Origin of the sequence: Lentilactobacillus kefiri (assembly GCF_009739535.1) — a bacterium.
GTDB classification, from domain to species: Bacteria; Bacillota; Bacilli; order Lactobacillales; family Lactobacillaceae; genus Lentilactobacillus; species Lentilactobacillus kefiri.
In genome coordinates this window covers 781,452-793,328 of sequence record NZ_CP029971.1, presented here as the reverse complement: position 1 = coordinate 793,328, position 11,877 = coordinate 781,452, and the positions used below count along the sequence as shown (strand labels likewise).

Genomic DNA, 11,877 nt, shown 5'->3' with positions numbered 1-11,877 from the left:
CCGTCTTTATGACGATGGTTGGCCTTTTTATGATAGCCGCATATATGTTTCGTATTTGTTCACTTCGGCAAATGGCAGGCTTTGAAAAATCTTCATGTCGAGCTTGCTGCGCATTTGAAATTCGCCGGTTAAAGTCTGATAGTGGCTTTGGAGCCATTGCAGCTGCTGGTTTAGCAACGTATTCAACGAATTGGCATCGGTGCCATACATTATCCCCAGTTGGGCGGTTTTATCGTCAATTTTGTATAGGAAGCTGAAAGCAGCGATGCTGTGATCGTTATCCAGTACAGCAAATGGGCAGGTTTGAATCGCATTATGGGATACCAACACGTCCCAATCAGTTTGAGCAACCGGAGCTGCCGGATTGAAACTTTGTTGGTTGCGATATTCCGCTTGGCTGGTTTCCAAAACGGTTTTGGATAAATCAGGCTGTTGAAACAGCTTGCCGAAGCTGATTAACTCGATATTTTGTGGCTGATTGGCATTCCCTAATGACAGCTTGCCGAGAGGCAGATCCGCAGTCATTTCGCTGTTGACCAGGCGGAAATGTCTGGACGTCAGCCATTTGTTAAAGGGATGCTGAGGCGCGTAGTCCCGGGTGATCATGCGGTCGTCGGAAAACTTCCAAGCCAGCTTTTCAATATCGTCAAGAATTCGCTTGAAGAGAATGTCCTGATCAGTTGCTTTTGGATCAACGTAAACCGCAAAGTTTAGGGCATTTGGATGTAATTTGTTGTGCCAAAAGACCGACGTGGCGTCAATGCGGCCGTGGGGATGGTAGACTTTGACGTTATCCGGATAGGTGCGCATGGCCATAAAGATCTCGTGTTCGTTGGCTGGTGCGTGAGGGATAAATTCAGTTTTATTTGGAAGAATTGGTCGCATAAGTCGCCTCTGTTATTTAAATGGATGATCGTGAAACAGTTGAGTGTAAAAAGTAATTTCGTGAAAGGCTTCTTTCAGGCGCTGTTCAAAGTGGTCACTGTTATCGGCATTGGTAATCAACTTACCGGCTTCAGTAAAATTATCGTTCGCGTTCCATAACAACACTGGTGTCGGCAAAACGATCATCTTCAGCATTTGAACCGGCTTGTGATCGACTTCAGGGCCAACGTAATCCAGGGCATTTTTTAAGACTCCCGGAATGGCATGGTCGTATTCAGGGGTTAAAATAACGTATCCGTCGTTGTTCTTTAAGCGATCAAGCCACTTCTGTTCACCGGATGTTAAATGGCTGATGGGGTTGGATAATGGTGTTTCGTCATGGTGATAGGGTTCTAGTGGAAAGTCTTCCAACCGAATCCAATCGTAAGTGACTTCTTCATTATCTGAAAAACGTGATTGTAGGTATTTAAGAATGGATTCCCCGAGCTTACTGCGGACGGATCCCAAGATGACTGCAATTTTTACCAATGTATTGGCCTCCAATATTTGAAATGATTTATTGGTTTCAGTATATCATGGGTACAATTGGTTTTAGGATTCCCTTAAAGGATGAATTAGGGCGATATTATGGATAATATGTGTAAAGGAGGGATATATGTTAGGAATTATTTGATATGTTTTGCCGTTTATAGTGGGTGCGTGATATAATAAAAACATAAAAAGAAGCCCTGCGACAACAGGACTTCCCTTGTGGAAACCGTTTAAGACGGTAGCACTTCTTTAGTTAATTAATAACCGCAGACTGGCTAAAGTTATTGGCGGTTATTTTTTTGGCCAAATTTTATCAGCTCCACAACTAATGTCATAAATCCGATGATCAATATACCGGATTTAATTTGGGATAACTATATAAAAATAGACATAAACTCAAGAAAAGTTCCCGATACAATATCGTCATTGCATCGGGAACTCTTTTTATACATTCGCTTTTTCAGTTTCATCAACTGCTGCTCGAATTGATTTGGTAAATTCCTTAACAGCTTGAGGGGCATTTTGCTTTTGCTTGGCAACAATATCAACAATTGCACTGCCGATTATGACACCATCTGCAATGCCGGCCATTGTCTTGGCCTGCTCAGGTGTATGGACACCAAAGCCGATTGCGGTTGGAACGTCAGTGTACTTTTTAATTTCAGCAACCAGATCTTTTAATCCATCGAAGAATTCATTTCGTTCACCAGTGATTCCAAGTGATGAAACGACGTAGATAAATCCGGAAGCGGCCTTTGCGATCTTTTCGACCCGGTGGCCGGAGGTTGGGGCGATTAATGGAATGATATCAATGTCATATTTGTCGGCTATTGGGACGATTTCGTCCCGGCTTTCGTAAGGCATATCGGGAATGACCAGACCGGAAACGTCCAAGTCCTGACACTTTTTACAAAAGGCATCGTAACCATATTTGAAGACGATGTTTAAGTAAGTCAGAAAGACGATTGGCACGTCGGTCTGTTTTCTGGCTGCTTCGACGATTTGAAAGACCGTCTTGGTACGGACGCCGGCATCAAATGCCCGCAGGTCGGCAGCTTGAATCACACCACCATCAGCGATTGGATCGGAGAAGGGAATTCCAACTTCAACAATGTCAGCGCCACCTTCGGCTAAGGCAACAATATTGGCAACAGTGGTATCAAAATCCGGGTCGTCAGCAACGACAAACGGAATAAATGCTTTATGGTTTTTAAAAATTTCAGATAAATTACTCATCGATATCTACTCCTTTGTATTTAGCGATGCTGGCAACGTCTTTATCGCCTCGTCCTGAGAGGGTGCAGACAATAATCTGATCCTTGGACATTGTTGGGGCAATCTTTTCAACGTAAGCAACTGCGTGACAGCTTTCAATTGCCGCAACGATGCCTTCTTGACGGGCAATATATTCAAATGCGGCAACGGCTTCATCATCAGTAATACCAACGTATTGAGCTCGGCCTTCTTTGGCAAGCGCTGCATGTTCAGGGCCAACGCCTGGGTAATCCAATCCGGCTGAAATTGAGTAAACCGGGTTGATTTGGCCGTCTTCATTTTGGAGGAACAATGACTTCATTCCATGGAAGATACCGACTGTTCCACGTTCGATGGTAGCGGCTGTCTTGTCACTGTTAACGCCTTTTCCGGCTGCTTCAACGCCGACTAACTTAACGCTTGGGTCGTCGATGTAATCGGCAAAACTACCAATGGCATTACTACCACCGCCGACACAGGCAACAACCATATCAGGTAATGTGTTTTCCTTGGCTTTGAGTTGTTGCTTGGATTCCTTACTAATGACACTTTGGAAATATTTAACCATTTCTGGGAATGGATAAGGACCCACAGCTGAACCCATTACATAGAAGGTGTCTTCGGAACGACTAGCCCATTCCTGTAAAGTGGCGTTGATGGCATCTTTTAATACCATTGAACCGGTGGTAACGGGATGAACTTTGGCACCCAATAATTCCATCCGGTAGACGTTTAGTTTTTGACGGTCGGTGTCTTCCTTACCCATGAAGATTTCACATTCCATCCCGAATAATGCCGCAATCGTTGCAGTGGCAACACCGTGTTGGCCGGCACCAGTTTCAGCGATTAGGCGTTTCTTGCCTAAATGCTTGGCGAGTAAGGCTTGGCCGATAACGTTGTTGATCTTGTGGGCACCAGTATGGTTTAAATCTTCTCGTTTGAGGTAGATTTTGGCACCGCCAAGGTCTTCAGTCATGTTTTTGGCATAGTAGAGAAGGGATGGTCGGTTGGCGTAATTTACCAGCAGATCATGTAATTCAGCTTGAAAATCAGGATCGTCTTTCAAGGTATGAAATGCTTTATCAACTTTTTCAAGTTCAGTCATCAAGGTTTCGGGAATGTATTGGCCGCCGTATGTATTGGCGAAGATTCCTGGACGTTTAGTTTGTTTTGCTTCAGTTAAATTTTTCATAGCACATATTCCTCTTTCGCGTTTTTTATAAAGTTCATGATTTTTGCCGGATCTTTTTGACCGTTGGTTTCGACTCCGGTCGAGACATCGACGATATCCGGATTGACAACATCCACTGCATGGCGGACATTACTTGGATTTAAACCGCCAGCCAGGATCATTGTTCGGTTGGTGTGGGGAATGGATTCCCAGTTCAGTGTCTGGCCGGAACCTTTTCCGCTATCAACCATCAAGTAGTCTGCGGATGATTGATCGTTGATCGATTGACGTTCAAATACCTGGATAACTTTGAGTCCGGCATCTTGTAATTCGGCAATTTCTTCAGGGGTGCTTTTACCGTGCAGCTGTGCAATGTCGATGGCACCGGCTTGGTGAATCGCAATGATCTCGGCAACTGATTCTTTGACAAAAACGCCAACTTTTTGAATTTCGGGATTTAATTCGGTTTGTAATGATAGGGCAGTTTCTAATGAAACATAGTGTCGGCTGGGGGCAAATACAAACCCGGCAAAGTCGGCTTGAGCTTCATTAACTGCTTGAATATCATCAGGTTTCATTAACCCGCAAATTTTAACTTTAACCATGCTTACACCTCCTGAAGGTTTAACTGATTGGAGCTTCTTTGAATTCTTTAATTAATTGCTGTTTATTATTGGCTCTCATAAGCGTTTCGCCCATAAGAATGGCATTGAAGCCGGCACTGGCTAGTGTTTCAACATCTTCTTGAGTTTTGATGCCACTCTCAGCGACAACCGGGATGCCTGCAGGAATCATTGCCCGCAGCTTCAAGCTGTTTTGAAAATCCACTTTGAAGTCTTTGAGGTTCCGGTTGTTGATACCAATGATTTTGGCGCCGGACTTTAATGCTCTGGTCACTTCATCAGCGGTATAGGCTTCAACGATTGCCTGCATGCCCAAGCTTTCGGCCAGTTCCCGGTATTCCTTCAATTGTTGATCATTGACAATCGCAACGATGATCAAAATGATGGAAGCACCATTGGCTTTGGCTTCGTAAATCATGTAAGGGTCAATGGTGAAGTCCTTTCGAAGGGTTGGGGCTGAGACTTCCCGGCTGATTTCTTTTAAATAATGAAGATGACCATTGAAAAAGTCAGGTTCGGTTAGGACGGAAATGGCATCGGCTCCGGCTTGATCGTAGCTTTTGGCAATGTTTAAATATGGAAAGTCTTTAACGATGGTTCCTTTGGATGGGGATGCCTTTTTGACTTCGGAGATAACGTGAAGTCCTGGCTGATTTAACACATCCAGAAAGTTGGGCTTGGAATCAGCAAGCATCTGTTGAACTTCCTGCTTTAATTCGGCCAACGGCTTTTTTGCTTCATGTCTGTGTAGCCGTTTCTTAGTTGCGGCTACCAAATCATCTAAAATCATGCAACCACGTCCTTGCGTTTGTTGGAGAATGTGATCATTCGGTTGAGTTCTACTTGAACCTTGCCTTCATCGATTGCTTTGGCAGCCAAGTTGATTCCTTCCTGAATGGTTAATTCCGGGTGGGCTAGATGCAATGCTGAACCAGCGTTAAGTAAGACAATGTCTCTCTTGGGGCCTTTTTTACCGGCAAGAATATCACGGGTAATTTGACCATTTTCTTCTGGTGTTCCACCAACGACATCTTCGCGTTTAGCACGCTTCAAGCTGAATTGTTCAGGGGTTAATGTGTATTTGGTGAGCTTACCGTCACGTAATTCCACAACGGCGGTTTCATCGGTTACGGTCATTTCATCAAGACCGTCACGGCCGTGGATAACCATGGCATTTTTAACGCCTAACTTCTTCAAAACATTTGCCAGTGGTTCAATCAAGCTTTCATCGTAAACGCCCAGGAGTTGGCTGGTTGGATGAGCTGGGTTGGCCAGAGGTCCAAGAATATTGAAGATGGTGCGGATTCCGAGTTCCTTACGAACCGGAGCGACATACTTCATTGATTTGTGATATTCCTGAGCGAACAGGAAGCAAAGGTTGTTTTCCTGAAGGCTTTGGAAGCTGGTTGCGGGATCTTCGTTGATGTCTAAGCCAAGTGCTTCAAAGACATCGGCAGCACCGCTCTTGGATGAAGCGGCCCGGTTGCCATGCTTGGCAACTCTGGTTCCGGTAGCGGCAACGACAATCGCGCTGGTCGTTGAAATGTTGAATGTGTTGGCTTTGTCACCGCCAGTACCGACAATTTCCAAAACGTTGCCGGCTTCTGGGAATTTCAAAGCGTGATTTCTCATTGATGAAGCAGCGCCGGCAATTTCATCAATGGTTGGATTCTTAGCAGTTAGTGCGGTTAAAAGGCTGGCAGTTTCAATTTCAGAAGTTTCACCGTTCATAATTTCATCAAGAACTAATTGGCTTTCTTCAAATGTAAGATCTTCGTGGTTTACAACTTTTTCAATGGCTTGTTTTATCATAATGAGTTCCTCCAAATATTTAGTGAGCGGATCCAAGCGGTTATCTGCTTGGAGCAGCTGTTCTAGTAAGTGTCTAGTTTCAGTAATTTAAAGTTCAATCTATGATTTGCCATCGTTTAATTTCTTTTTTCATAAGTGTGACCTCCATTTATTCAAAAAAATAATCCGTCCATAACAAAGTTGATTGTTAAGGACGGATTATTCCGCGGTGCCACCTTAGTTCAATTAATCAGGGGAGATAGATTGTATCTGTTAAGTTCCCCAATTAATCACTCTTAGCAAGGGACTAACATCCCTCCGACAACTTACGTATGTCAACACGTTTCTCCGTACTCGGTAACTTTCGGAAGAACCCTCAGTGGTCCATTTAATCATCTGCGTTCGACTGCACTCTCAGCAACGGCAGCTCTCTTTGCGTGCACAATGATCTTGATCTCCACTTCATCGGTTTTATGGACGAATTAATTGTTGCTTTGTATATTAGAGCCTTATAATGTGTTTGTCAACAGATTTTAATTAAATAATTTAAAAACATTTCAAAAAGAAGGCCGAATATATGGAAAAACTTGTGAGAGAATACATTGAAAACCAGCCTGTATCAAGGCAAACCAAGCTTAATGAACTTTATCGGATTATCAGTGAGCAAATGCCGGAAAATTATGACGAAAAAATTTCTTACGGGATGCCAACCTTTCACTTTCATAAAAACATTATCCACTTCGCAAACTTTAAGAATCATATTGGAATTTATCCGGGGTCAAAGGCGATTGTTGAATTTAAAAACCAGCTTAAAGACTATCAGACTAGCATCGGGGCCATCCAGTTGCCAGTTGATCAGCCGCTCCCGGTTCATTTAATTCAGGAAATTGTTCGATACAATCTCCAAAATGCCTAGTATTCTTTGCTGGAGTATGGTATCACGGTACATAAGAGAGACGAGGGGATGTTAGTGTGCAAAGTCAGTTGAGTCACCCTGGTGGTAGTCAACTACATGAGAACAAACAGGTATTTAGTGAGGAAAAAGTGATCGGGGATATCGCGACCGTTGCGAATATGATCATGTATATTTCATACATAGGTGAAATCCTGCAAAATTTGAATGGCCAGCCAACGTCATTTATTCAACCTTTCTGTGCGGCAATCAACGCTGCATTATGGGTTGCATATGGCTGGGTTAAGCCAAAGCGGGATTGGATTTTGATTGTGGCAGATGTGCCCGGCGTTATTTTTGGGCTCATCGCAGCAATTACAGCTGTTATATAGTGGATAATCAACACATTGCCAATGATTGGTGAATGTGTTTTTTTGTTGTATAATTTTGGAAAAACGGGGGAGACAGTCACATGAAAATAACAATTGCATTGGCACAGCTTGATATTAAATTTGGCGATCCGGACGCGAACTTTTCGCAGATTGAACCCAATGTTCAAAAGGCGGCGGAACAAGATGCCGACATGGTGGTTTTCCCTGAGATGTGGAATACCGGCTACGATTTAACAAGGTTGGATGAGGTCGCTGATGTGGATGGCGAGCGAACTCAAAAGCTGCTTGCAAGCTTGGCAAAGAAATATCAGATAACGATTCATGGCGGATCGGTTTCCACCTCTAAAAATGATACGTTCTACAACACCACGTATATTTTTGGACCTGATGGCAAACTGCTGACATCCTATGATAAGGTGCACCTGTTTGGCCTTATGCACGAAGATGAGTATTTGGCAGCCGGCTGTGAGGAAGATCATTTTCAGATCAAAGGGGTTAGCGCCGCCAGCGTGATCTGTTACGACATTCGTTTTCCAGAGTGGCTGCGGACATTAAGTCTGGATGACAGTCGGATCTTGTTTGTCCCAGCTGAATGGCCGACGTCAAGGATTCCCCAGTGGCGACGATTGTTAGCTGCCAGAGCGATTGAAAACCAAAGCTTTGTTGTGGCTGTTAATCGTGTTGGCAGTGATCCGGATAATGCATTTGGCGGTCACTCGGGCATTTACAATCCAATGGGTGACGAAGTTCTGACGTTGGATGACCAGCCACAATTAAAGACATTTACCATTGATACTAAGGAAACCGATGATGCTCGAGGATTCATGCCGGTATTTGAAGACCGCCGACCGGAGTTGTATCGGTAGTAATTGAAGGCGGTTTGGTTCCAGAGTTGTTGCGCGTTTCCGAAAAATCATATCAAATGACAATAAAACGAGGCCGAGGCAAAAGCATTCACTTTTGTCCCGGCCTCGTTTTGTGGACCAATGATACTTAACAGAAACGTCCTTCATTCAGCTGTTTTAAGTTATTTATTCTGTTTGATTTCAACGTGGACGCTATCCACATAACTTCTCATTAAGAAGGCGGCACCAATGGCACCAACGATCACAATGACGCCTGATGTGACAGCGACGGCTGCCATTCCATTATCATACGCATGAATGACGATTTTCTGGAGTGCTTTGGCAAATGGGGCGTGTTCCATTCTGCTTGAAAATGCAATTGTGTGACCGGAGAATGGGCCGGCGTTTACCAGGGCATCTTTGATGTTATTCATAATTTTAGCCGGCATTTCCAAGCTGGGCATTCGAGCATTCAAATGATTTTCAAATTGCGCATCCTGAATGAGTCCCAGGCCAACAACACCAACCGTTGTTCCAAATTGCCTGAAAACGTTAAGCAACCCGGATACCATCCCCATATCTTGAGGCAAAGTTCCTTCCATTCCGGCAGTATTCAGAAGTGGGTTGACCATTCCGTTGGCAAGCCCCATCAAAACCATGCCGGGCCAAAGTTCAACGAATGTCACTACTGGGCTGATGGCATTGGCCATTAGGAAGAAGCCGATACCACCAATGACCATGCTGCCGACGATCATCCATTTCTTGGAATATCTGGAACTTAAGATTCCGGCAACTGGTCCGAGAACCAGTGACCAGGCACTAATTGTCAATTGTCGAACCCCAGTTTGAACGGCTGAATAACCGATGTAGTTCTGCATCAGCGCGGTCAGAAATGCGTTGTAGGCGTAAATCCCTGATCCTAAAGCAAAGGCAACGATGATGGTTCCCAGAAAATGGGGGCGTTTGAACATCTTAATATCAATCATCGGATCTTCCACGCGCATTTCGACAAAGACGAAGACGATCATAACGACAATTCCACTAATCAGCAGGCCGCTGACCCGGGCATCCGTCCAAGCCCAGTGAGGATGGCCTTCTTTGACAATCAAACCATAAATGACAGCGAAAAGTCCGATAGCTGAGAGAATCATGCCGACCAAATCAATTTTATGATTCTTACCATAGCTTGGAGTTTCCCGTACGTAAACGACGGTTAGAAAAACCGCGATGATCCCAAATGGGACGTTTACAAAGAAGATTGCCGGCCAGCCAAAATGTTCGACCAGGTAACCACCGATCAGCGGACCGGAGGCTGATGAAACACCAATGATTGAACCCAGAATACCCAGTGCCAATCCCCGTTCCTTACCTGAAAAGTTCGATGCAACCAGGGCCATTGAGAGTGACATCATACCGGCACCACCAATTGCCTGAACCCCACGGCCAATGTCGAGGATGAATAGGCTGGGGGCCATTCCGTTGATTGCCGATGCAACGACGAATAAGATGAGTGATCCCAGGAAAATTTTCTTCCGGCCATACATATCGCCCAATTTGGACATAATCATTAAAGTGACCGCATAGACCAGCGTGTAGGCGTTTAAGACCCACTGCAGATCCGTAAAAGTTGTTTTAAATCCTCTTGCCATTGTTGGGAGGGCAACGTTGACGACGGTAACGTCAAGCAGTCCCATAAACACACCGAGGCCCATCGCAGTGAGGGCAATCCAACGGTCGATTTTCTTTTTCTTTTCCATTACTAACTTCCTTTGAATAAGTTTTTGAATAATTGCTAACGGTTCATTTTTCGATAAATAAGATATAAAACAATTGCCAAGATCAGCCCAAATCCAAGGATCGGCTGTTCTCTAAAAATTAAATGAAAAAAGAATATGGAGTGAAAACCATGAATTCCCACTACAAAAAAATTCGATAAATCCATAATATTTCCGCTTCTTTCTAGTATACTTACAGTATGCATTCTTATTTTAGCCTAAAACAGGTTATCGGGAGGAAAAAATGAACATTGATTGGTCAATGATTTTTAATATCATAGTTGTAATTAACGCCATCCTGGCGATTTTTACCGTGTTCAGGGAGAAACGCGATATCGCAGCAATTTGGGCTTGGCTTTTGGTGCTGGTATTTTTACCGCTGGTCGGTTTTATTGCCTACGCCTTTCTTGGCCGAAAACTGCCAAAGAACAGATTATTTAAATTACATAAACACGTTCAAATGCAGCTTGATGAACGTCTTAAAGAGCAACGTGGTCAGTTGGGGCATGATAACAAAACACCAGCTGATGAAGTCGTTAGTGATGCCAGAACAGCCGTTGATATGTTCATGACAACCGACCATGCATTTTTGTCACGGCAGAACAAAGTTCATATCTTTACCGGGGGCAACGCTCTCTTTCATAAAGTGATTGGTGACATTGAAGCTGCCAAGAAAAGCATCCATATTGAATTCTACACTTTTTACAACGATAAGATTGGAAATGAGATTTTAAATCTGCTTGTCCAAAAGGCCCGTGAAGGGGTTGAGGTCCGGGTCATCTATGATTCATGGGGATCAATGGGAACAACCCGGAAGTTTTTCCAGCCGTTGGTTGATGCCGGCGGCAAAGCCTTTCCATTCTTGAATACCCGCTCAGTTCTTTTGGATTTCCGTATTAACTTTCGTGACCATAGAAAGATTATTGTGATTGACGGAACCATCGGCTACACTGGTGGGTTTAACATTGGCGACCAGTACCTTGGCCGCAAGAAAAAGTTTGGCAATTGGCGTGATACTCATATTCGAATTATCGGGTCCGGCGTCTTCGGTCTTCAAGCACGATTTATCCTTGATTGGAATGCAACAAGTCCGCGGGATCAAATCGATGAGGACCAGGTTGAAGCCAAGTACTTCCCAGTTACAACGACTAAGGGAAATGTGAACATGCAGATTGTTTCCAGTGGTCCGGATTCCGATTTACAGCAGATCAAGATGGGCTATATCAAGCTGATTACGATGGCCAAAAGATACTGCTGGATTCAATCCCCATACCTGATTCCAGACGATAGTGTCATGGATGCCTTGCGGATTGCCGCAATGTCAGGCGTTGACGTCCGAATTATGGTGCCAAGTATGCCGGATCACCCGTTTGTCTACCGGGCAACGCAATACTATGCCCGTCAGTTAGCTGAAGAAGGCGTCAAAATCTATTATTACAACAACGGCTTCTTACATGCCAAAACCATGGTCATTGATGACAAAATCGCTTCGGTTGGTTCTGCCAACTTGGATTATCGGAGCTTTAAACTCAATTTTGAAATTAATTCATTTATTTATGATCGGAAGTTCTCAACGGATTTACGTGACATTTATTTGAATGACATTGATGTTAGTGAGCTGCAGACACCGGAAATGTTTGAGAAACAGTCACTTTGGCTGAAGTTTAAGCAAACGTTCAGTCGGCTGTTGTCGCCAATTTTATAATGATTAGAGGAAC

At 44.0% G+C, this 11,877-nt stretch carries 12 protein-coding genes and 1 other annotated feature; of the genes, 4 read left to right on the top strand and 8 right to left on the bottom strand.

Annotation, left to right across the window (positions count from 1 at the left end):
* Positions 1-27 precede the first annotated feature (27 nt).
* From DNL43_RS04020 to trpD, 7 genes are all read right to left on the bottom strand, one after another.
* Positions 28-885 (bottom strand): hypothetical protein, encoded by an 858-nt coding sequence (locus DNL43_RS04020; RefSeq protein WP_054769316.1) that lies wholly within the window; start codon positions 883-885, stop codon positions 28-30.
* 12 nt (positions 886-897) lie between these two features.
* A complete protein-coding gene (locus DNL43_RS04015) occupies positions 898-1,413 on the bottom strand; it encodes an NADPH-dependent FMN reductase (RefSeq protein ID WP_056981562.1) in 516 nt (171 codons plus the stop codon).
* A 447-nt stretch (positions 1,414-1,860) separates the two neighbouring features.
* Complete coding sequence (gene trpA / locus DNL43_RS04010) at positions 1,861-2,652, bottom strand: tryptophan synthase subunit alpha (protein ID WP_054769315.1); 792 nt, start codon at positions 2,650-2,652, stop codon at positions 1,861-1,863.
* On the bottom strand, positions 2,645-3,862 hold the full coding sequence (gene trpB, locus DNL43_RS04005; protein ID WP_056981560.1) for a tryptophan synthase subunit beta: 1,218 nt from the start codon (positions 3,860-3,862) through the stop codon (positions 2,645-2,647). Before trpB ends, trpA begins: the two co-directional genes overlap by 8 nt.
* Entirely contained in the window at positions 3,859-4,446 is a 588-nt protein-coding gene (locus tag DNL43_RS04000) for a phosphoribosylanthranilate isomerase (protein WP_056981557.1), read from the bottom strand. The genes trpB and DNL43_RS04000 overlap by 4 nt, the downstream gene beginning before the upstream one ends.
* A 19-nt stretch (positions 4,447-4,465) precedes the next feature.
* Entirely contained in the window at positions 4,466-5,254 is a 789-nt protein-coding gene (trpC, locus tag DNL43_RS03995) for an indole-3-glycerol phosphate synthase TrpC (protein ID WP_054769313.1), read from the bottom strand.
* The gene (gene trpD / locus DNL43_RS03990; protein ID WP_156645002.1) at positions 5,251-6,276 is read right to left on the bottom strand and encodes an anthranilate phosphoribosyltransferase; all 1,026 of its coding nucleotides are present in this window, start codon (positions 6,274-6,276) and stop codon (positions 5,251-5,253) included. The genes trpC and trpD overlap by 4 nt, the downstream gene beginning before the upstream one ends.
* Before the next feature lie 186 nt (positions 6,277-6,462).
* Positions 6,463-6,730, bottom strand: a binding site (T-box leader).
* A gap of 102 nt (positions 6,731-6,832) precedes the next feature.
* Here trpD and DNL43_RS03985 point away from each other — a divergent pair.
* The 3 genes from DNL43_RS03985 to DNL43_RS03975 all read left to right on the top strand — a co-directional run bounded on the left by DNL43_RS03985 (position 6,833) and on the right by DNL43_RS03975 (position 8,405).
* A complete protein-coding gene (locus DNL43_RS03985) occupies positions 6,833-7,171 on the top strand; it encodes an iron chaperone (RefSeq protein WP_054769311.1) in 339 nt (112 codons plus the stop codon).
* A 56-nt stretch (positions 7,172-7,227) separates the two neighbouring features.
* A complete protein-coding gene (locus tag DNL43_RS03980; protein WP_054769310.1) occupies positions 7,228-7,539 on the top strand; it encodes a SemiSWEET family transporter in 312 nt (103 codons plus the stop codon).
* A gap of 80 nt (positions 7,540-7,619) precedes the next feature.
* Positions 7,620-8,405 (top strand): carbon-nitrogen family hydrolase, encoded by a 786-nt coding sequence (locus tag DNL43_RS03975; protein WP_054769309.1) that lies wholly within the window; start codon positions 7,620-7,622, stop codon positions 8,403-8,405.
* Positions 8,406-8,566: 161 nt separating this feature from the next.
* Here DNL43_RS03975 and DNL43_RS03970 read toward each other — a convergent pair whose 3' ends face one another.
* A complete protein-coding gene (locus tag DNL43_RS03970; protein WP_056981555.1) occupies positions 8,567-10,141 on the bottom strand; it encodes an MFS transporter in 1,575 nt (524 codons plus the stop codon).
* A gap of 262 nt (positions 10,142-10,403) precedes the next feature.
* Between DNL43_RS03970 and cls the strand changes: the two genes are divergently transcribed.
* Positions 10,404-11,864, top strand: a complete 1,461-nt coding sequence (gene cls / locus DNL43_RS03965) for a cardiolipin synthase (RefSeq protein WP_056981553.1) — start codon at positions 10,404-10,406, stop codon at positions 11,862-11,864.
* Positions 11,865-11,877 lie beyond the last annotated feature (13 nt).

Excerpts from the sequence above, each read along its gene's own strand:
- DNL43_RS03970 (WP_056981555.1), bottom strand. The coding sequence starts at position 10,141 with ATGGAAAAGAAAAAGAAAATCGACCGTTGGATTGCCCTCACTGCGATG.
- trpD (WP_156645002.1), bottom strand. The coding sequence starts at position 6,276 with ATGATAAAACAAGCCATTGAAAAAGTTGTAAACCACGAAGATCTTACA.
- cls (WP_056981553.1), top strand. The coding sequence starts at position 10,404 with ATGAACATTGATTGGTCAATGATTTTTAATATCATAGTTGTAATTAAC.
- DNL43_RS04020 (WP_054769316.1), bottom strand. The coding sequence starts at position 885 with ATGCGACCAATTCTTCCAAATAAAACTGAATTTATCCCTCACGCACCA.
- DNL43_RS04000 (WP_056981557.1), bottom strand. The coding sequence starts at position 4,446 with ATGGTTAAAGTTAAAATTTGCGGGTTAATGAAACCTGATGATATTCAA.
- trpB (WP_056981560.1), bottom strand. The coding sequence starts at position 3,862 with ATGAAAAATTTAACTGAAGCAAAACAAACTAAACGTCCAGGAATCTTC.
- trpC (WP_054769313.1), bottom strand. The coding sequence starts at position 5,254 with ATGATTTTAGATGATTTGGTAGCCGCAACTAAGAAACGGCTACACAGA.
- trpA (WP_054769315.1), bottom strand. The coding sequence starts at position 2,652 with ATGAGTAATTTATCTGAAATTTTTAAAAACCATAAAGCATTTATTCCG.
- DNL43_RS03975 (WP_054769309.1), top strand. The coding sequence starts at position 7,620 with ATGAAAATAACAATTGCATTGGCACAGCTTGATATTAAATTTGGCGAT.
- DNL43_RS03985 (WP_054769311.1), top strand. The coding sequence starts at position 6,833 with ATGGAAAAACTTGTGAGAGAATACATTGAAAACCAGCCTGTATCAAGG.